This window comes from Dyella sp. 333MFSha (genome assembly GCF_900102405.1).
Classification (GTDB): domain Bacteria; phylum Pseudomonadota; class Gammaproteobacteria; order Xanthomonadales; family Rhodanobacteraceae; genus Luteibacter; species Luteibacter mycovicinus.
The window spans coordinates 62,059-79,839 of the sequence record NZ_FNBR01000002.1 but is presented as its reverse complement, the minus strand read 5'-3'; the positions used below and the strand labels follow the sequence as shown (position 1 = coordinate 79,839).

Genomic DNA, 17,781 nt, shown 5'->3' with positions numbered 1-17,781 from the left:
CGATTGCCTGGCCTTTCTTCATCCACCGGACGGACAGAACCGCTCAGGAGAGGTTGTAACCACGCTCCTCGTGCAGCGCGATGTCCAGGCCCACCTGTTCCTGTTCTTCATCCACACGCAGACCCATCGTCACGGCGATGCCCTTGAAGATGACATAGCTCAACACCGCGCTGTAGACGACGGTGAAGCCGACGCCCTTGCACTGGATCCAGAACTGGCCACCCAGGTCGGTGACCGTGCCGAAGCCACCCAGGACCGGCGCGGCCAGCGGACCGGTAAGCAGCGCACCGATGATGCCGGCGATGGCATGCACGCCGAATACGTCCAGCGAATCGTCGTAGCCGAACTTACGCTTCAGCCTGGTCGCACAGAAGAAACACACCACGCCGGCAACGAGACCGAGTACCAGCGCGCCACCCGGACCGCACGTACCGGCGGCGGGCGTGATGGCGACGAGGCCGGCCACGGCACCCGAGGCGATACCCAGCACGCTTGGACGGCGATGGGTCAGCCATTCGATCGCGGTCCAGCCGATCGCCGCGGCGGCGGTGGCGATCTGCGTCACCAGCATCGCCATGCCCGCGCTGCCGTTAGCCGCGACAGCCGAGCCGGCGTTGAAGCCGAACCAGCCCAGCCAGAGCATGCTCGCGCCGATCAGGGTGTAGCCGAGGTTGTGCGGCGGCATGGGCGTGTTCGGGTAACCGCGACGCTTGCCGATCACCAGGCAGCCGACGAGACCGGCGATACCCGCGTTGATGTGGACCACCGTGCCACCGGCGAAGTCGAGCACGCCGAGGTCGCCGAGGAACGAACCGGGGCCACCCCAGACCATGTGCGCGACCGGCAGATAGACCAGCGTGAACCACAGGGCGGTGAAGACCAGTAGCGCGGAGAACTTCATGCGCTCGGCGATGGCGCCGACGATGAGCGCGGGCGTGATGATCGCGAATGTCATCTGGAACATCACGAAAACCCCTTCGGGGATCGTGAGGTACAGACTGTCCGGCTTGAGCCCCGCCAGCATCGCGTGGCCGAAGCCACCGATGAACGAGTGGATGTTCGTGGAGCCCGCCGCCATGCCCGTGTTGTCGAAGGCCACGGAGTAGCCATAGACGACCCAGAGCACGGTGACCAGCGCGGTGATGGCGAAGCACTGCATCAGAACTGAGAGCAGGTTCTTCGCACGGACCATGCCGCCGTAGAACAGGGCGAGGCCGGGGATGGTCATCAGCAGCACCAGCATCGTAGCCGTGAGCATCCAGGCGGTATCGCCGGAGTCGAGCTTCGCCGGTGCGGCGGCCTGCGCAAAGGCCAGGCCGGGAAGAAGGAGAGCGCTCGCGGCGAGCGCGCGTGGGAGCTTAAAGCGCATCGCCGTCGACCTCCTGCGTGCGGATACGGATGGCCTGCTCGAGGTCGATGACGAAGATCTTGCCGTCGCCGATCTTTCCCGTGCGTGCCGCGGTGCTGATGGCCTCGACGGCGCGCTCGAGCTGCTCGTCGGTGACGGCGATCTCGATCTTCAGCTTGGGCAGGAAGTCCACGACGTACTCGGCGCCGCGGTAGAGTTCGGTGTGGCCGTGCTGGCGGCCGAAGCCTTTGACCTCCGTGACGGTCATGCCCTGTACGCCGACCTCGGCGAGCGCTTCGCGGACGTCGTCCAGCGTAAACGGCTTGATGATGGCGTTGATCCACTTCATGTGCCGCGGTTCCCCTTTGGTTTGGCTGGGGAGAGCAGAGCAGGATGCGTGCCAGCTTCGATGGGACCGCCAACCCATTGGGCCGCAGCCCATTCAGTCACATCGGAGGTCGCACCCCGAGACGATTTGCCTCAGAAAGGGGAAGTATTTTGCACCATATGGGTGCCTTGTGGCGCACGCTTTCCGACGACTGGAAGCTCACGTCGTTGCCGACGCCGCGGAATTCGTCGGCCACCGTATTCACCAGTTCCGACAGATTGAACCGCGTGGACGGCTCATGCTCACTGTCGTCGCGGAAGAAGTTGAGCGATGTATCCACCATCGTCTGCATTTCGTCGACATCGCGGAACAGCTTGCGCTGTTGTTCTTCATCTAAGCCGCTCCGCGTTGCATCGAGGGCCGGAAAACAGTACCATTTTGGTCCGGTATTGACTGTGCCCCTTCCCCCATGCTCCGTGTCAGCCGATTGACCGACTACGCGACGGTGGTGATGACTTGCATCGCCGCCCATCCTGCCGACGTTCTGAGCACCGCTCAGATCGCGGAGGAGGCGCGCCTGGAGTTGCCCACGGTGTCCAAGCTGCTCAAGCTGCTGGGACACGCCGGGCTGGTGGAATCGTTTCGCGGCGTCAACGGCGGCTACCGTCTGGCGCGGCCGGCCGAGGCGATCAGCCTGGCCGACATCGTCGAAGCGATGGAAGGGCCGATCGGGATGACGGAGTGCAGCGTGGCCCATGGCCAGTGCGAACGTCAGTCCCAGTGCGGCGTCAGCGACAGCTGGCGCTCCGTTTCCGGGGCGATCGGTGGCGTGCTGCGCGCCCTGACCCTGGCCCAGATGCTGGCCGACCGCTCCATGGCGTCGGCGAAGAACGCGACCACCGTCGCGCAGGCGAACGCATGAACGAGAGTGAGAACATGACACGCGACGTGGCAGACCCCGTGCGCGACAACGCCGAAGTCGTGGAGGCGCTCAACCGCCGCTACGAAGCCGGTTTCGTCACCGATATCGAATCCGACAGCCTCCCGCCGGGCCTGAGCGAGGACATCGTCCGTCAGCTCTCCGCGATCAAGGGCGAACCGGAGTGGATGACCGAGTGGCGGCTGTCCGCTTACCGGCACTGGCTGACCATGCCCGAGCCGGAATGGGCCAAGCTCGACATCGCGCCGATCGACTACCAATCGGTCAGCTACTACTCGGCGCCCAAGGCGGGCCCCAGGTCGCTCGACGAAGTGGATCCGAAGTTGCTCGAGACCTACGAGAAGCTCGGCGTCCCGTTGCATGAGCGGGCGAAGCTCGCCGGCGTGGCCGTGGATGCGGTCTTCGATTCCGTATCGGTCGGCACCACCTTCCGCAAGGAACTGGCCGAAGCCGGTGTGATCTTCTGCTCGATGTCCGAAGCCATCCGCGAACACGGCGACCTGGTGCGCCAATACCTGGGCAGCGTGGTGCCGACGGCCGACAACTATTTCGCGGCGCTCAATTCCGCGGTGTTCTCCGACGGCAGTTTCGTCTTCATTCCCAGGGGCGTGCGTTGCCCCATGGAGCTGTCGACGTACTTCCGCATCAACGCGATCAACACCGGGCAGTTCGAGCGCACGCTGATCGTGGTCGAGGACGACGCCTATGTCTCGTACCTCGAAGGTTGTACCGCGCCCATGCGCGACGAGAACCAGCTGCATGCGGCGGTGGTCGAACTGGTCGCGCTCGAGCGCGCGCAGATCAAGTACTCCACCGTGCAGAACTGGTATCCCGGCGACGAGAACGGCGTGGGCGGTATCTACAACTTCGTGACCAAGCGCGGCGATTGCCGCGGCGCGGATTCCAAGATTTCCTGGACCCAGGTGGAAACCGGCTCGGCGATCACCTGGAAGTACCCGAGCTGCGTGCTGCGCGGCGACCGTTCGGTGGGCGAGTTCTACTCGGTGGCGCTGACGCACCATCGCCAGCAGGCCGATACCGGTACCAAGATGATTCACATCGGCAAAGGTACCAAGTCGAAGATCGTCGCCAAGGGCATCAGTGCGGGCCGCAGTTCCAACAGCTACCGCGGCCTCGTAAAGATCGAGAAAGGTGCCGACGGCGCGCGCAATTACACGCAGTGCGATTCCCTGCTGATCGGCAAGCAGTGCGGCGCGCACACTTTTCCGTACATGGAAGTGAAGAATCCCTCGGCCATCGTCGAGCACGAGGCCACCACCTCGAAGATTTCGGACGACCAGCTGTTCTACTGCCTGTCGCGCGGGATCGGCGAAGAAGATGCCGTGTCGATGATCGTCGACGGCTTCTGCAAGCAGGTCTTCCGCGAACTGCCGATGGAATTCGCCGTGGAAGCCAAAAAGCTGCTCGAGGTTTCCCTCGAAGGCGCGGTGGGCTGACGATGGGCATCGCCGGTTCCGCTCCGGGCCTGACCGATCTGCGCGCGCTGCTCGCCGCGCTGGATCCGGATATCGACCCGATTCCCAAGCGCTTCCTTCACGTCTCGCACGAGAAGGCGCGCGAGCGCATGGCCGACGCCCTGATGATGTTCCGCGAAGCCGAAGGCACCACGCTGATCGTCGATGTCGACGAGGACAGCGCGGGCAACGAACGCATGCTCTGGGCCCGGATCACGCTGCGCGTGCAGTCCAGCCTCACCGCGGTCGGCATGATGGCCGCCGTATCCGCCGCGCTGGCAAAGCGCGGCATTCCCTGCAACCCGGTTTCCGCGTTCCTGCACGATCATATCTTCGTGCCCTGGGAACGCCGCGACGATGCGCTCGATGCGCTCTCGCACCTCACGCCCTGATGGACAGCCACGCCATGCACATGCTCAAGATCGACAACCTCCATGCCCGCGTCGAAGGCAAGGAGATCCTCAAAGGCCTTTCGCTCGAGGTGAAGCCCGGCGAAGTGCACGCCATCATGGGTCCGAACGGTGCGGGCAAATCCACGCTCGGCAACGTGCTGGCCGGCCGCGAAGGTTACGAAGTGACCGCAGGCTCGGTGCTGTTCAACGGTGTCGACCTCCTGGCGCTGGAGCCGGAAGAGCGCGCCGCGACCGGTGTGTTCCTGGCGTTCCAGTATCCCGTCGAGATCCCGGGTGTGAACAACACTTACTTCCTGCGTGCCGCGCTCAATGCGCAGCGGAAGTTCCGGGGTGAGGATGAGCTGGATTCGATGCGCTTCCTCAAGCTGGTGCGCGAGAAGCTGAAGGTGATGCAGATCTCCGACGAACTGCTCCACCGCGCGGTCAACGAAGGCTTCTCCGGTGGCGAGAAGAAGCGCAACGAGATCTTCCAGATGGCCGTGCTCGAGCCGAAGCTGGCGATTCTCGACGAAACGGATTCGGGTCTCGACATCGACGCGCTCAAGCAGGTCGCCGAAGGCGTCAATGCGCTGCGTTCGCCGGATCGCTCCTTCCTCGTCGTGACGCACTACCAGCGCCTGCTCGACTACATCGAGCCGGACTTCGTGCACGTGCTGGCCGGTGGCCGCATCGTCGAGAGTGGCGACAAGAACCTCGCGCTGAAGCTGGAAGAGCAGGGCTACGCCTGGCTCGCCGACACGCATCCGGAATTGCGCAAGGTCGACCTGACCGGAGCGCCGGCATGACCCAGGCGCCGTCCCCGTTCGTGCGGGCGGCACTAGATGCCGCCAGCGCGCTGCCTGAGAGCGGCATCGCGTGGCTCGACGCCGCGCGCCGCGACAACCTGCAGGCGTTCGCCGAAGCCGGTCTGCCGGAAGGGCGCAACGAGGCCTGGAAGTACACTCCGTTGCGTGCGCTTTCGCAGCGTGCGTTCGCCGTCGCCGACGCGGCGTTGGCGCGCGACGTCGCCATCAATGCGGCGTCGTTTGCGCTGCCGGGTGTCGACAGTGCGCGCATCGTCTTCGTCGACGGCGTCTTCCGTGCCGACCTGTCCGCTCTGGACCGCGTTGACGGTGTATCGCTCGCGCCGCTGGCGGCCGCCCTAAAGGAGCAGCCGGAACCGCTTCGCTTCGCGCTGGCCAGCCGTTACCGCCGTGGTGCGGCCGACGCATTCGCGCATCTGAATGCCGCATTCGCCACCGATGGCGTGGTGCTGCGGATCGCCGACGGCATCGACGTGGCGAAACCGCTGCATATCGTCCATGTTTGCAGTGGCGGTCAGCCCGACACGGCCTGGCACGTTCGCGTGCTGGTGGAGGCAGGGAAGGGTTCCCGGGCCGACATCGTCGAGCAGTTCGTCTCGGCGGGTGAAGCGAATCAGCTCGGCACCGTCGTCGCCGACTACGTCGTTCGTGAGGGTGCGCGGCTCGGTGTGGTGCTGCTGCAGGCGGCGTCGACGGCGACCACGCTCGTACGTCGCGGTCACGTCCGTCTTGAAGCGAACGCGAGCGCAACCGTCCATGCGCTGGAAGTGGGTGGTGCTCTGGTGCGTCATGAACTCACGGCCGAACTGGCGGGCGACCACGCACGCTTCGATTCGCGCGGTGTGTTCGCACTCGACGGTCGCCAGCATATCGATACTCAGCTGGAAGTCCGTCATAACGCACGCGATACGGCGTCGGACGCCCTGTGGCGCGGTATCGCCAACGGTCGCTCGCGCGGCGTATTCCGCGGTGCCATCGTCGTCGCCGAAGGCGCAGACGGCAGCGATGCCTCGCTCAGCAACAAGAACCTCCTGCTCTCGGGCTCGGCCGAGATCGACACCAAGCCGGAGCTCGAGATCTACGCCGACGAGGTCAAGGCCGCGCATGGCGCGACCATCGGTCAGCTCGACGAGCGCTCGCTTTTCTATCTCCGTTCGCGCGGTATCCCGCTCGCCCAGGCGCGCAGCCTGCTGACGCTGGCTTTCTGCCGCGCGGCACTGGAATCGCTGCCGAACGAGGCCCTGCGCGAACACCTCGGCGACCTGCTGGTGGCGCATCTGCCGACCGGTCCGTCCGCCGGCTAACGAAGTACGGAGCCAGCCATGAACGCCAAGCCCGAGTCAGCCATTCTGCCGCTCGACGTCGAGCGCATCCGCGCCGACTTCCCGCTGCTGTCGCGCACCGTCCACGGCAAGCCGCTGATCTATTTCGACAACGCCAACACCGGGCAGAAGCCGGTGTCGGTGATCGAGGCGGTCGATCGTCACTATCGCGAGCACAACGCCAATGTGTCGCGCTCCGTGCACGCCCTGGGCGAGGAAGCCACGGCGTCTTACGAGGCGGCACGCGACGCACTCGCACGTTTCATCAATGCGCCGTCGCGCGACGAAGTCATCCTGACCTCGGGCACCACGCAGGCGATCAACCTGGTGGCGTACAGCTACGCCATGCCGCGCATGAAGCCGGGCGACGCCATCGTCACCACGGTGATGGAGCATCACGCCAACATCGTGCCGTGGCAGCTGGTCGCCGAGCGCACCGGGGCGACGGTGAAGGCCGCGCCGATCGATGCCAGCGGCGAGCTCATCCTCGAGAAGTTTTTCGACCTGCTCACCCCCGAGGTGAAGCTGGCCTGCGTCACCCATGTGTCCAACGTGCTGGGCACGGTCAATCCGATCCGCGAGATCGCCCGTGAATGTCGTAAGCGCGGCATCCCGCTGCTGGTCGACGGCTCGCAGGCGGCACCGCATCGTCCGATCGACGTGCAGGCGCTGGGCTGCGATTTCTACGCGGTTACCGGCCACAAGATGCTGGCGCCCACCGGCACCGGCGCGCTGTGGGCGAAGCGCGAGCACCTGATGGCGATGCCGCCGTTTTTCGGCGGTGGCGAGATGATCCGCGAGGTGCGCTTCGAAGGCACGGTGTTCGCCGACCCGCCGCACCGCTTCGAAGCGGGCACGCCGAATATCGCGGGCTTTGCCGGCGTGGCGGCAGCTATCGAGTACATCGAGAACATCGGCTTCGACCGTCTGAAGGCCTATGAGCAGGACTTGCTGGCCTATGCCGTCGACGCACTGGAAACCGTGCCAGGCGTGCGGATCTTCGGCAACGCGAAGGAAAAGGAACCGGTCATCTCCTTCCTGATCGAAGGGGCGCATGCCAACGACATGGCGACGTTGCTCGATCTGCAGGGTGTCGCCGTGCGCTCAGGTCACCACTGCGCTCACCCACTGATGCACTTCTTCGGCGTGCCGGCCACGTTGCGTGCGTCGCTGGCTTTCTACAACACGAAGGCGGAAGTGGATGGCTTTATCGAGGCGATCGCCAGGGTCCGCAAGCTCCTGATGTAGGAGCGCGCCCCGCGCGCGATTACAATCCCGCGATGATCTCCCATACCTTCCGCACCGCCACCCCCGCCGACGCGGCCCTGATCGCCTCGCTGGTCGAGTCCGCCTATCGCGGCGAAGCCAGCCGCGCGGGGTGGACCACCGAAGCCGATTTCCTTCACGGCCGCCGTACGGACGTGACCGAGATCGAGGCGCTGCTCACCGGTTCCAACGGCCGCTTCGTGCTGTTCGAGCGCGCTGAGCAGGTCCTTGCCTCCTGCTACATCGAGCGCCAGGGCCCGGTCTGCTATTTCGGCATGTTCTCGGTGCACCCGCCGGCGCAGGGCACCGGCATCGGCCGTCTGGTCATCGAAGAAGTCGAGCATTTCGCCCGCGACGAATGGGCCAGTGAGCGGATCGAAATGACCGTGATCGACATCCGTGCCGAGCTCATCGCCTGGTACGAGCGACGTGGCTACGTGCGTACCGGCAAGACCAGGCCCTTCCCCTATGGCGACGAGCGCTTCGGCCTCCCGCAGCGCGACGACCTCCGTTTCGAATACCTGGTGAAGGAGCTTCGCGCATGAACGGCTGGGTACGCGTCGGCTCCCGCTCCGAGCTGTTGCCGGGTGAACACAAGGTCGTCTGGGACGGCGATACGGCCATCGCCGTGTACAACATCGACGGCCAGCTCTATGCCATCGAGGACGTATGTACGCACGACGGCGGGGAGCTCGCCGGCGGCCCCGTCATCGGCTTCGAGGTCGAATGCATTCGCCATGGAGCCCGTTTCGACGTGCGCACCGGCGAGGTGACCTGCCCGCCGGCGTACGAGCCGGTCACCGTCTTCCCGGTCACGGAAGCCGACGAAGCCATCTGGACCCGCGACGACCGCTGAGCGAGACGCGTAAGGGCAAACCAAAAAGACTATGGCGCGCAACGCTTTCCGGCCCTAAGCTTCCGCCCTGCGTCACCGATCATGCGGGGGGTCCATGTCACTCAACGAACGTCGGCGTGCCGCGATCGCGTTCGCGCTCCTGTTCGTTCTGTACCAGGGCGCTGAAGGCATCGGCGCGCGCCTGCTCGGCAGCTTACCGGTCCAGGCCGCCTTCACGGTGGGCGTGGTGCTGGCGGCGTGGCCGCTCGGCCGCTGGCTGGGGTTCCGCGGATATGACGCGTATGCGCTGGAATGGCGCCGGACCGCACCGGTGCTCCTGGTCGGTGGACTGGCGTTGGCGCTGCTCACCAAGTACCTCGCCGTCTGTGTCGGCATGGCGCTGAACGTCTATGCGGCCAGGGCACCGCAGGCGCCCGCCGTAGCCGCCGTGTCGTTCCTGTCATCGATTCCCTGGGCGCTCGTGGCGACGTTCGTGCCGGCGCTGGCTGGCGACATCCTCACCCGCGGGTTTCTGTTCCGTGCGCTGCGTATGGCGTGGACGCCGTGGGTTTTCGTCCTTGCATCCACGCTGCTGCAGACGCTCAATCACCTGTACACCCTCGATCAGGGGCCGGTCGAATGGCTGCGTCTGATCTGTTTCGGTCTGGCCTATGCGATGGCCGTGGCCCGCACGGGCTCGCTCTGGCTCGCGGTCGGCGTGCACTGGGGCTGGAATCTTGCCTATGTGCTGGTGGGCGACATCCTGCCGTACGAGACGTTGGCACCGGGCTGGTCGGCACTCCTTTCCGCAGGCGCGCACCTGGTCATGTTCGGTGTGTTGTTCGCCATCCCGACACAGATCGAGCGCGAAGATTTCAACGCGGATCCGGCATGAGCCTGAAGGCTCAGAAGTGATACACGAACGCCAGCGTTTCGGTGACCTGACGAGGCGATCCGTACGACTTCACCAGCGGACTCGCCGCCGCATCGCCAAATAGCCGTCCATACGATATCGCCAGTGCGAAACCCGTCTGTTTCGACGTCGGAATGAAGGCGTCGTACTCCAGGTTGGCCGACTGCCCGCCGGCCCCGGGACGCCACGATCGCGTGCCGATGCCGGCCGCTTCGGAGGGCGTGACACCGAAGAATCGTCGCATCGCCGGCCCGTTCATGCCTTCGACCTGCAGTTCGACCGAGTGCTGGATGTACCAGACATCCGGTAGCTGGTAGTCGGCATACAGCGCGACATAAGCGCCGGCACCATCGGTGTCGTGCGCGACATGCCCGCCGACGCTGAAGTGTTTGTCGAACGCGTATTCGAGGTATCCGCCGCCCTGGAATCGCGGGGACAGCGAGGCGACCTTACCGCCGAGCGGACCGAGATCGTCATGCGTACGTCCCCATAGCCAGTTCCCATAGATCCCGGCATGCCAGTGCTCGCCGGCCAGCAGATCGATGGTCAGGCCATCGGCGGTCGAAAGCTCGCCCTTGCCAGGCAAATCGATGTCGATGTACGGAATCGGCTGGTTGCGTCGGTCTTTTGAGCCCATCCACGCGGGCATGCGCTGAACGCCCGCGCCGAAGGCGTAGGTCGGGCCGTCGTCGTCCTGCGCATGCGCGGAAGCGGCCGCCAGCAACGTGACGAGGAGGGTGAGACAGATTCGACGCATGGGGGAATGCCGTTCCGCGGTGGACGTGCGCAGGGTATCGGCCGACACCTTACGGCATGCTTTGCGCCCGGGAAAGGGCTTCGAAAGGATGTGCGATTAGCCTGCGCTGCAACCTGATCACCGGCCCATCCACGTGTCGAGCCCTTCCTCCTGGAACATCCTCTGTGACTTCGACGGAACGATTGCCGTCGAGGACGTGATCGACTCCCTACTGGACCGGTACGGCCGTCCGGGCTGGGAGATTCTCGAACGCGACTGGCGCGCCGGCGTCATCGGATCCGCTGTTTGTATGGCGGGGCAGGTCGCGCTGCTCGACATGAGTCGTGACGAGCTCGCCCGTCATCTGAACGGTCTTCACATCGACCATGGCTTCGCGTCCTTCGTGAGGGCCACCATCGAGTACGGCGTTCCGATGGAAATCGTCAGCGACGGCCTGGACCATGCGATCCACGCGATCCTGGCCAATCACGGCATCGACACGCTGCCGACCGTCGCCAACCATCTGCTGCAGAGCGGTCCGCGCGACTGGAGCCTCACCTCGCCGTTCAGCGTTTCCGGTTGCCGTGCGGGTACCTGCAAGTGCGCACGCGTCGAAGCGGCGAATGCACGTGGCGGCAAGACTTTGCTCATCGGCGACGGCGCATCCGACTTCTGCGCCGCCGATCGCGTCGACTTCGTCTTTGCCAAGAATCGCCTGATCGAACACTGCCGCGCCGCCGGTATCCCGTATGCGCCTATCGCCAGTTTCGACGAGGCGCGCGAACTGCTTCCCGAACTGCTTGCCGGCCGTCTGCCGGCACAGACCGTCATTCCCCTTCACGCGACGAGCTCCCAGGAACTGCCTGCATGAACATCCTTTCCAAGAACCCGCAGCTCGTCATCGACGACGCGACCCTGCTGGCCGACGAAGCGAAGTACTGCTCGTTCGGTGACACCGTGCACTACGTGGATCCGCCGAAGATCTTCCGTCACGCGGAAGGCAGCTACATCTACGACAGCGAGAACATTCCGTTCCTCGATCTGCAGATGTGGTATTCGGCCGTCAACTTCGGCTACGGCAACAAGCGCCTGAACGACACACTGAAGGCGCAGATCGACCTGCTGCCGCAGGTGGCCAGCCAGTACCTCCACCAGGGCAAGATCGAGCTCGCCAAGACCATCGCCGTCGACGCCAGGCAGAAATTCGGGCTCGACGGTCGTTGCCACTTCAACGTGGGTGGCGCGCAGGCGGTCGAAGACTCGCTGAAGCTCGTGCGTAACGCGCGCGGCGGCAAGAGCCTGATGTTCGCCTTCGAAGGCGGTTACCACGGTCGCACGCTCGGCGCTTCGTCGATCACCTCCAGCTACCGGTACCGTCGTCGCTTCGGTCACTTCGGCGAGCGCGCGCAGTTCATCCCGTTCCCGTACCCGTTCCGTCGCCCGAAGGGCATGACGCCGGAAGAATATTCCGATGCGTGCGTACGCCAGTTCGAGCGCCTGTTCGAAACCGAATACAACGGCGTGTGGGATCCGAAGGTGGGCGAGGCCGAATACGCCGCGTTCTACGTCGAGCCGATCCAGGGCACCGGCGGTTACGTCATCCCGCCGAAGAACTTCTTCATCGATCTGAAGAAAGTGCTCGACAAGTACGGCATCCTGATGGTCGTCGACGAAATCCAGATGGGTTTCTGGCGCACGGGCAAGCTGTGGTCGATCGAGCATTTCGGCGTCAACCCCGACGTGCTGGTCTTCGGCAAGGCGCTGACCAACGGCCTCAATCCGCTGTCCGGCATCTGGGCGCGCGAAGAGCTGATCAACCCCGAGATCTTCCCGCCGGGCTCGACGCACTCGACGTTCAACTCCAACCCGCTCGGTACCGCGCTGGGTCTGGAAGTGATCAAGATGGGCTATGAGCTCGACTACGGTACCCGCGTCGCCGAGAAGGGCAAGCACTTCCTAGACGGCCTGCGCGACCTGCAGAAGCGTCACAAGGAGATCGGCGACGTCGACGGCCTCGGCCTCGCACTGCGCGCCGAGATCTGCACGGACGACGGTTTCACGCCGAACAAGGCGCTGCTCGACCGCATGGTCGACATCGGCCTAGCCGGCGGTCTCACTCACGAAGGCAAGAAGATCGGTCTCGTGCTCGATGTCGGTGGCTGGTACAAGAACGTAATCACGTTCGCCCCGTCGCTCGACATCAGCCACGAAGAAATCGACCTCGCTATCGCGTTGCTCGACCAGTGCCTCACGCTGGCCAAGCGCGGCTGATACCCGGCAGCCACGCGATGGCGTTCGTGAACCAGCTCGAGCCGGATGCCTTGCTCGGGCATTTTGAACGCCATCCACCGCACGGGTTCACCCCGACCCGTGCGGTGGATGGTTCGCCACTTTTCGTGGCTCCGTTCGACCTGCTGACCACCGCCGACGACGAGCTTCGCCGGCGTGTGGCCAGTTTTCCGTTTCAGTCGCTGCTGAAGCGTCTGCTGACGCCGCGTACCTGCTTTGCGGGTACGACGGTCTCCGAATATTCGCTGTTCGATGCATGCAACGACCCTGCCGCGGTGGCCGCATCGTGGGCGCGCTCGTTCGGTGCCAGCCATCCGCTGCTGATCGTGAAGGACCTCGCGGTGGATTCGCCGCTGACCAGCGTGCGCGATCGTGCCTGGACCGCGCGCTTCGTCGATGCCGCGCGCGATCGCGGTTACATCATCGTCGAGGGGCAGGCGCTGGCCTATGTGCCCATCGACTTCGGCTCGGTCGACGAATACCTCGGCCGGCTCTCCGCGTCGCGGCGAAAGAATCTCCGTCGCAAGCTTCGTTCGCGCGACAAACTCGACATCGCTGTGATCCCCACCGGCGATGCCTTCGCTTCGGACGAGATCGTCGACGGGTACTATGCGCTGTTCGAAAACGTCCACGCGCAGAGCGAAGTCCACTTCGACAAGCTGTCACGCGATTTCTTTGCCGCCGTGCTGCGCGATCCGGGCGGGCAGGTGTTCACCTACCGCGTCGACGGCCGGCTCATCGGCTGGAACCTCTGCTACGAACACGATGGCAAGTTGCTCGACAAGTACGTAGGCTTCGCGTACCCCCAGGCGCGTGAGTTCGATCTGTACTTCGTCAGCTGGTTCGTCAATCTCGAATTCGCCTTGGCGCGCGGCCTCCGGTTCTATGTCGCCGGCTGGACGGATCCCGCGGTCAAGGCGTCGTTGGGTGCGCGTTTCCACCTGACCCGGCATGCCGTGTACATCCGTCATCCGCTGCTGCGCGCCGTGCTTCGGCGTTTCGCCCATCGTTTCGAATCCGACAGCGTATGGGAGGCCTCCGATGCGGACGCCCATCGTACTTGACCTCGATGGGTCGGTCGGCGCATTGCCGGGTCGCCTCGTGCTTCCGCTGAGGGAGTGGGAAGAGCCGATCCGCTTTGGCTGTTCGGTATCCAGCCTTCGTCGCTTCTCAGCCGACCTGGTGGAAACCCTCCCGCGTGAGCACGGCACGGTCTTCATGGGCAGCGGCGATTTCCATCATCTGACCTGGCCGCTGGTCGAGCGCGTCCCCGGTAAGGAAAGTTTTCAGGTCGTCGTGCTCGACAACCATCCGGACAACATGCGTTTTCCGTTCGGTGTCCACTGCGGATCCTGGGTACGCCGCGTCGCGATGATGCGGCGGGTCAGCCATGTCCATGTGATCGGCATCACGTCGGGCGATATCGGACGCGGACATGCCTGGGAGAACTACCTCGGGCCACTGCGTGCCGGCAAGCTGACGTACTGGTCGACGGGCGTGGACACCAGCTGGGCGCTGAAGCTCGGGCTCGGTGCGCGTTTTCGTTCATTCCTTACCAGCGAAGGCATGGTCGACGCGTTCGTAAAAATGCAGGCGAGCAGCAGCGAGCCTGTGTATCTGTCGATCGACAAGGATGCGTATGCGCCCGATGTCGCCATGACGAACTGGGACCAGGGCACGCTCAGCGAAGCGGGAGGCGAGGCCATCATCCGGGTGGTGCGCGGGCGCGTCATAGCCAGCGACGTGACCGGCGAGATCTCGCGCTATCGGTACCGGAGCTGGTGGAAGCGCACGCTCAGCGCCATGGATGGTCAGGATGAAATCGACGCCGGAAGGCTGGCGGTGTGGCAGGCGCAGCAGCATGCGTTGAATCTGAGGATCCTTGCAGCGATGTGTCCCTCGTTCTCACCGGCATGATCGCTTGCAAAGGATTTCCTCGATTCCGATACGCGTTTTCGTAAGCAGGGTGCGAGCGACATTGGTGCATTCGTCGGCGGTAGTTTCCTCAATGGGATCGCCCGAGTAGTCACTCAGATTTCGTTTCTTGCGGAATGCATCGAGAAGAACGATGAGGCTGCTGTCAGTGTCAAGCGTCTTTCCGAGAGACTGAATGGCCGTTTGGTGATGTCCCGGCTGGCTATGGGCAGTTCGATACCCGTTTGCCGCAAGCGCTGCGATCGCACACTGCATGAATGCCTTGTAGGCGACATCGAAGCGTGTGTCCGCGCAGATCTGAGGGTTCACGGCATCGACAAGATTGCGCTCAGCCGCGATTAAAAGTCGGTTTATGGCGTCCCTGTCAGAGTGAACAGGGACGAGTCTCCCTATGACCACCAGGTTGTCCAAGGTCATCGTCGCTACCTGTTATGAAAATCTTCGGTTGGGCGATGACGTCCTGAATGAATGCATCGCGTAACGAGAGCTTCCGCGTGTACTCGTCACGGCTGTAGAGGCAGGGATTGATTTCGCGCTGGAGGCTTGCCTGATAGGGATGAAGGGCAACGAGGAGTTCGGAGAACGCGAGCTGGCCGATGACAAACAGATCGACGTCGCTGGTCAAGGTCGCGGTGCCTTTGGCCATAGACCCATACACGAATGCTGTGTCGACTCGTTCCTCAAGTGGCAGCAATGCCTCGCGCAATACACCACACAGTCCGGATGTTTTGCGAAAAATCGAAGCGAGTTCGTTGAAAATCGGAAACGCCCGGTTCGCTTGATAACGCACCTGGTTTCCGACGAGCGTCCTTGTGATCAGACCGGCCGATGCAAGGCTGGCGAGCTCCCTGTGCAGGGAGCCCGCGTGCGCCCCTGTCCGGCGCGCGAGGTCTCGCACGTGGACGTCGCAATCGGGGTTTAGCAGGAGCCAACCGAGCGCTTTCTGGCGCTGGCCGTCGAACAGGGCATTGAGTGCGGCATTCATGTAGCCAATGGTGCTACGAATGTAGCGGGAGTGGCTACATCTCGGCAGTCATTCGGTCCGAAGAGGCGCCAGCACGTATCGAGCGCGCCGGCTGCGAATGAGTTGGATAGTTCATTGCGGAGCGGGGCGGGCGACGACGGTGACGACGTCCAGTGCGACTTCGAGAGAGTTGATTTTCCGGCACAGGTGATTACCAACGGCCGATCAGGTGCTGCACGAGCAGGCTGGTGAGCGCCACGGCGGCCCAGACACCGAGTCCGAGAAGGATCGGGCGGGGGCCGGTGGATGCCATGCGACGCAGGTCGGCCGACAGGCCGATGGCGGTGAGGGCGACCACGATCAGGCATTCCGCGATGAAGTGGATCACCGGCAGGGCGACCTCGGGAACGAGACCCGCGGTGCGGATACCCGAGGCGACCAGAAACCAGAGAATGAACCAGGGAAAGATCTTCGCGAGACTGAAGTCGCTGGCGCCCGAGCGTTTCTGACGCCACGCCACGATGAGGGCGATGCCGAGACTGATGGGGATGATCAGGGTGGCGCGTGTGAGCTTGACGATGGTGGCGTAGTCGCCAGCCGCATGACTGAAGCTGTAGCCGGCGGCGACGACCGACGAGGTGTCGTTGATCGCGGTGCCTGCCCAGAGGCCGAAGCCCAGATCCGTCAGGCCCAGCAGATGGCCCAGCAGGGGGAAGAGCAGCACGGCGACCAGGTTGAACAGGAAGATCGTCGAGATGGCGAAGGCGGTGTCGTGTTCGTCCGGCTTGATGATCGGCACCACGGCGGCAATGGCGGAGCCGCCGCAGATCGCGGTGCCGATGCCGATCAGTACCTGAAGCTTGTCATGGACATGCAACATGCGACCGAGCAGCCACGCCGAGAGGCCTGCCACGGCGACGGTGGCCAACGTCACCGAGAGCGATTCCAGACCGGTATGGGCGACCTGGGTCAGGCTCAGGCCGAAGCCCAGCGCGATGATCGACCACTGCAGTACCTGCTTCGAGGCGAAGCGGATGCCCGGCTGGAAGCGCGCCGCCGGCGGCGCAAAATGGCGGACCAGGATGCCGAGCACGATGCCGAAGACGGCGCCGCCGATGAGCGGTACGGCGCGGCCGAGCGCGAAGGCCACGGCCGCCACCGCGAGGGCGAGCAGGAAACCGGGAAGACGTGAAGGGGCGATGGGCGAAGCGACGACGGAGGACATGGCGGGGTTCCTGGCAATGTCCCTATTGTCCTGATCGACCACGTATAAGCATATTGAAAATCCCTTATCGGGTGTATAAGTCGAACTTATGCATGCCGTCAGCCCTCGTCAACTAGAGATTTTCGTCGCCATCGCCACCACCGGAAGTGTCCGCGCGGCGAGCGAACGACTGTTCCTCAGTCAACCGGCCGCGAGCATGGCCCTCGCCGAACTGGAGCGGCAGCTCGGTGCCGAACTGTTCGCTCGCGAGCGGGGGCGGTTGCGGATCAACGACCGCGGGCGCGAGCTGCTGCCGCTGGCGCAGGAACTGATCGAGCGGCATGCCGAGTTCGGTCGCAGGGCCGCCGGTGAACCGGCCGAGCTTGCCGGGGAAATTCGTGTCGGCGCCAGCAATACCGTCGGCAATTACCTGGTGGGCGATCTGCTGGGGACGTTCGCGTCCGCGCATCCGGGCGTTTCCTTGCGCCTGGGTGTCGCCAATACGGCGCGAATCGCCCAGGGCGTGCTCGACCATGACTTCGATATTGGTTGCGTCGAGGGGCCGGTGACGCACCCGTCGATCGAATCGCGCCCGTGGCGCGACGACCGGCTGGTGGTCTGCGCACGGCCGGATCACGTACTGGCCGGAAAGAAGCGATTGCGCCGCGAGGATTTCGCCGGCGAACGCTGGGTGCTGCGCGAGCGAGGCTCGGCGACGCGGGCGCTGAGCGAGCGGGCGTTGGCCGAGTTGCCCGAAGGAAGAACCGTGCTGGAACTCGATCAGTCCGAGTCGATCAAGCAGGCGGTGATCGCCGGGCTGGGTATCGCGTGTCTCCCGGAGGTGGCGATCGGGGACGCGAGGGCGACGGGGCGGCTGGTGGTTCTGCCAACCCCTTTCCTGGATCTCAGGCGGGTGTTGTCGGTGTTGTCGCACCGGCAGCGGTATCGCGGGGCGGTGCTGGAAGCGTTTCTGGCCGGGCTGGGCCGATAAAAGCATCGCCAGCGAGGTT

At 64.3% G+C, this 17,781-nt stretch carries 21 protein-coding genes; 14 read left to right on the top strand and 7 right to left on the bottom strand.

The genetic code is table 11. The features are described 5' to 3' along the window. Nucleotides 1-43: 43 nt before the first annotated feature. The 3 genes from BLT40_RS07670 to BLT40_RS20250 form a co-directional block, all read right to left on the bottom strand. A complete protein-coding gene (locus BLT40_RS07670) occupies nucleotides 44-1,369 on the bottom strand; it encodes an ammonium transporter (protein WP_090352577.1) in 1,326 nt (441 codons plus the stop codon). Further along, nucleotides 1,359-1,697, bottom strand: a complete 339-nt coding sequence (locus tag BLT40_RS07665) for a P-II family nitrogen regulator (RefSeq protein ID WP_036110894.1) — start codon at nucleotides 1,695-1,697, stop codon at nucleotides 1,359-1,361. Before BLT40_RS07665 ends, BLT40_RS07670 begins: the two co-directional genes overlap by 11 nt. A gap of 97 nt (nucleotides 1,698-1,794) precedes the next feature. Further along, nucleotides 1,795-2,208: a hypothetical protein gene (locus tag BLT40_RS20250; protein ID WP_176809125.1), complete on the bottom strand. Its 414-nt coding sequence runs from the start codon at nucleotides 2,206-2,208 to the stop codon at nucleotides 1,795-1,797. Here BLT40_RS20250 and BLT40_RS07655 point away from each other — a divergent pair. The 9 genes from BLT40_RS07655 to BLT40_RS07615 all read left to right on the top strand — a co-directional run bounded on the left by BLT40_RS07655 (nucleotide 2,146) and on the right by BLT40_RS07615 (nucleotide 9,625). Continuing rightward, nucleotides 2,146-2,598 carry an SUF system Fe-S cluster assembly regulator gene (locus tag BLT40_RS07655; RefSeq protein WP_079522868.1) on the top strand — a complete coding sequence of 151 codons (453 nt, stop codon included), beginning with the start codon at nucleotides 2,146-2,148 and terminating at the stop codon, nucleotides 2,596-2,598. The genes BLT40_RS20250 and BLT40_RS07655 overlap by 63 nt on opposite strands. 14 nt (nucleotides 2,599-2,612) lie before the next feature. Beyond that, entirely contained in the window at nucleotides 2,613-4,073 is a 1,461-nt protein-coding gene (gene sufB, locus BLT40_RS07650) for a Fe-S cluster assembly protein SufB (RefSeq protein WP_090353805.1), read from the top strand. Between the two features lie 2 nt (nucleotides 4,074-4,075). After that, nucleotides 4,076-4,483 carry an ACT domain-containing protein gene (locus tag BLT40_RS07645; protein WP_036110905.1) on the top strand — a complete coding sequence of 136 codons (408 nt, stop codon included), beginning with the start codon at nucleotides 4,076-4,078 and terminating at the stop codon, nucleotides 4,481-4,483. Nucleotides 4,484-4,503: 20 nt separating this feature from the next. Further along, complete coding sequence (sufC, locus tag BLT40_RS07640) at nucleotides 4,504-5,289, top strand: Fe-S cluster assembly ATPase SufC (protein WP_043698219.1); 786 nt, start codon at nucleotides 4,504-4,506, stop codon at nucleotides 5,287-5,289. After that, nucleotides 5,286-6,611, top strand: a complete 1,326-nt coding sequence (gene sufD / locus BLT40_RS07635) for a Fe-S cluster assembly protein SufD (protein ID WP_090352575.1) — start codon at nucleotides 5,286-5,288, stop codon at nucleotides 6,609-6,611. Before sufC ends, sufD begins: the two co-directional genes overlap by 4 nt. Nucleotides 6,612-6,629: 18 nt before the next feature. Beyond that, on the top strand, nucleotides 6,630-7,877 hold the full coding sequence (locus tag BLT40_RS07630; RefSeq protein ID WP_090352574.1) for an aminotransferase class V-fold PLP-dependent enzyme: 1,248 nt from the start codon (nucleotides 6,630-6,632) through the stop codon (nucleotides 7,875-7,877). Nucleotides 7,878-7,909: 32 nt separating this feature from the next. After that, complete coding sequence (locus BLT40_RS07625; protein WP_090352573.1) at nucleotides 7,910-8,440, top strand: GNAT family N-acetyltransferase; 531 nt, start codon at nucleotides 7,910-7,912, stop codon at nucleotides 8,438-8,440. Continuing rightward, the gene (locus BLT40_RS07620) at nucleotides 8,437-8,751 is read left to right on the top strand and encodes a non-heme iron oxygenase ferredoxin subunit (protein WP_036110912.1); all 315 of its coding nucleotides are present in this window, start codon (nucleotides 8,437-8,439) and stop codon (nucleotides 8,749-8,751) included. Before BLT40_RS07625 ends, BLT40_RS07620 begins: the two co-directional genes overlap by 4 nt. A 94-nt stretch (nucleotides 8,752-8,845) precedes the next feature. Beyond that, the gene (locus tag BLT40_RS07615; protein WP_036110914.1) at nucleotides 8,846-9,625 is read left to right on the top strand and encodes a CPBP family intramembrane glutamic endopeptidase; all 780 of its coding nucleotides are present in this window, start codon (nucleotides 8,846-8,848) and stop codon (nucleotides 9,623-9,625) included. 10 nt (nucleotides 9,626-9,635) lie between these two features. Here the strand turns inward: BLT40_RS07615 and BLT40_RS07610 are convergent, their stop codons facing one another. Further along, nucleotides 9,636-10,400, bottom strand: a complete 765-nt coding sequence (locus BLT40_RS07610) for a MipA/OmpV family protein (RefSeq protein WP_090352572.1) — start codon at nucleotides 10,398-10,400, stop codon at nucleotides 9,636-9,638. A gap of 133 nt (nucleotides 10,401-10,533) precedes the next feature. On the opposite strand from BLT40_RS07610, the gene BLT40_RS07605 reads away from it, so the two are divergent. From BLT40_RS07605 to BLT40_RS07590, 4 genes are read left to right on the top strand one after another with little or no spacing between them, the layout of a single operon-like run. Next, nucleotides 10,534-11,250 (top strand): MtnX-like HAD-IB family phosphatase, encoded by a 717-nt coding sequence (locus BLT40_RS07605; RefSeq protein ID WP_090352571.1) that lies wholly within the window; start codon nucleotides 10,534-10,536, stop codon nucleotides 11,248-11,250. After that, nucleotides 11,247-12,650 carry an aspartate aminotransferase family protein gene (locus BLT40_RS07600; protein ID WP_043695487.1) on the top strand — a complete coding sequence of 468 codons (1,404 nt, stop codon included), beginning with the start codon at nucleotides 11,247-11,249 and terminating at the stop codon, nucleotides 12,648-12,650. Before BLT40_RS07605 ends, BLT40_RS07600 begins: the two co-directional genes overlap by 4 nt. 17 nt (nucleotides 12,651-12,667) lie before the next feature. After that, complete coding sequence (locus BLT40_RS07595; RefSeq protein ID WP_036110918.1) at nucleotides 12,668-13,732, top strand: GNAT family N-acetyltransferase; 1,065 nt, start codon at nucleotides 12,668-12,670, stop codon at nucleotides 13,730-13,732. Then, the gene (locus BLT40_RS07590) at nucleotides 13,710-14,585 is read left to right on the top strand and encodes an arginase family protein (protein WP_090352570.1); all 876 of its coding nucleotides are present in this window, start codon (nucleotides 13,710-13,712) and stop codon (nucleotides 14,583-14,585) included. The genes BLT40_RS07595 and BLT40_RS07590 overlap by 23 nt, the downstream gene beginning before the upstream one ends. Here the strand turns inward: BLT40_RS07590 and BLT40_RS07585 are convergent. From BLT40_RS07585 to BLT40_RS07575, 3 genes are all read right to left on the bottom strand, one after another. After that, entirely contained in the window at nucleotides 14,574-15,020 is a 447-nt protein-coding gene (locus BLT40_RS07585; protein ID WP_090352569.1) for a hypothetical protein, read from the bottom strand. The two genes, BLT40_RS07590 and BLT40_RS07585, sit on opposite strands and share 12 nt — an antisense overlap. Continuing rightward, nucleotides 14,968-15,588 carry a nucleotidyltransferase domain-containing protein gene (locus tag BLT40_RS07580; protein WP_090352568.1) on the bottom strand — a complete coding sequence of 207 codons (621 nt, stop codon included), beginning with the start codon at nucleotides 15,586-15,588 and terminating at the stop codon, nucleotides 14,968-14,970. Before BLT40_RS07580 ends, BLT40_RS07585 begins: the two co-directional genes overlap by 53 nt. A 190-nt stretch (nucleotides 15,589-15,778) precedes the next feature. Continuing rightward, nucleotides 15,779-16,792, bottom strand: a complete 1,014-nt coding sequence (locus BLT40_RS07575; protein WP_090352567.1) for a YeiH family protein — start codon at nucleotides 16,790-16,792, stop codon at nucleotides 15,779-15,781. Nucleotides 16,793-16,880: 88 nt separating this feature from the next. Between BLT40_RS07575 and BLT40_RS07570 the strand changes: the two genes are divergently transcribed. Continuing rightward, nucleotides 16,881-17,762, top strand: a complete 882-nt coding sequence (locus BLT40_RS07570) for a LysR substrate-binding domain-containing protein (RefSeq protein ID WP_090352566.1) — start codon at nucleotides 16,881-16,883, stop codon at nucleotides 17,760-17,762. Nucleotides 17,763-17,781 lie beyond the last annotated feature (19 nt).

Excerpts from the sequence above, each read along its gene's own strand:
- BLT40_RS07625 (WP_090352573.1), top strand. The coding sequence starts at position 7,910 with ATGATCTCCCATACCTTCCGCACCGCCACCCCCGCCGACGCGGCCCTG.
- sufB (WP_090353805.1), top strand. The coding sequence starts at position 2,613 with ATGACACGCGACGTGGCAGACCCCGTGCGCGACAACGCCGAAGTCGTG.
- BLT40_RS20250 (WP_176809125.1), bottom strand. The coding sequence starts at position 2,208 with ATGGGCGGCGATGCAAGTCATCACCACCGTCGCGTAGTCGGTCAATCG.
- BLT40_RS07600 (WP_043695487.1), top strand. The coding sequence starts at position 11,247 with ATGAACATCCTTTCCAAGAACCCGCAGCTCGTCATCGACGACGCGACC.
- BLT40_RS07590 (WP_090352570.1), top strand. The coding sequence starts at position 13,710 with ATGCGGACGCCCATCGTACTTGACCTCGATGGGTCGGTCGGCGCATTG.
- BLT40_RS07570 (WP_090352566.1), top strand. The coding sequence starts at position 16,881 with ATGCATGCCGTCAGCCCTCGTCAACTAGAGATTTTCGTCGCCATCGCC.
- sufD (WP_090352575.1), top strand. The coding sequence starts at position 5,286 with ATGACCCAGGCGCCGTCCCCGTTCGTGCGGGCGGCACTAGATGCCGCC.
- BLT40_RS07575 (WP_090352567.1), bottom strand. The coding sequence starts at position 16,792 with ATGTCCTCCGTCGTCGCTTCGCCCATCGCCCCTTCACGTCTTCCCGGT.
- BLT40_RS07610 (WP_090352572.1), bottom strand. The coding sequence starts at position 10,400 with ATGCGTCGAATCTGTCTCACCCTCCTCGTCACGTTGCTGGCGGCCGCT.
- BLT40_RS07615 (WP_036110914.1), top strand. The coding sequence starts at position 8,846 with ATGTCACTCAACGAACGTCGGCGTGCCGCGATCGCGTTCGCGCTCCTG.
- sufC (WP_043698219.1), top strand. The coding sequence starts at position 4,504 with ATGCTCAAGATCGACAACCTCCATGCCCGCGTCGAAGGCAAGGAGATC.
- BLT40_RS07655 (WP_079522868.1), top strand. The coding sequence starts at position 2,146 with ATGCTCCGTGTCAGCCGATTGACCGACTACGCGACGGTGGTGATGACT.
- BLT40_RS07670 (WP_090352577.1), bottom strand. The coding sequence starts at position 1,369 with ATGCGCTTTAAGCTCCCACGCGCGCTCGCCGCGAGCGCTCTCCTTCTT.
- BLT40_RS07580 (WP_090352568.1), bottom strand. The coding sequence starts at position 15,588 with ATGAATGCCGCACTCAATGCCCTGTTCGACGGCCAGCGCCAGAAAGCG.
- BLT40_RS07585 (WP_090352569.1), bottom strand. The coding sequence starts at position 15,020 with ATGACCTTGGACAACCTGGTGGTCATAGGGAGACTCGTCCCTGTTCAC.
- BLT40_RS07665 (WP_036110894.1), bottom strand. The coding sequence starts at position 1,697 with ATGAAGTGGATCAACGCCATCATCAAGCCGTTTACGCTGGACGACGTC.
- BLT40_RS07595 (WP_036110918.1), top strand. The coding sequence starts at position 12,668 with ATGGCGTTCGTGAACCAGCTCGAGCCGGATGCCTTGCTCGGGCATTTT.
- BLT40_RS07630 (WP_090352574.1), top strand. The coding sequence starts at position 6,630 with ATGAACGCCAAGCCCGAGTCAGCCATTCTGCCGCTCGACGTCGAGCGC.
- BLT40_RS07645 (WP_036110905.1), top strand. The coding sequence starts at position 4,076 with ATGGGCATCGCCGGTTCCGCTCCGGGCCTGACCGATCTGCGCGCGCTG.
- BLT40_RS07620 (WP_036110912.1), top strand. The coding sequence starts at position 8,437 with ATGAACGGCTGGGTACGCGTCGGCTCCCGCTCCGAGCTGTTGCCGGGT.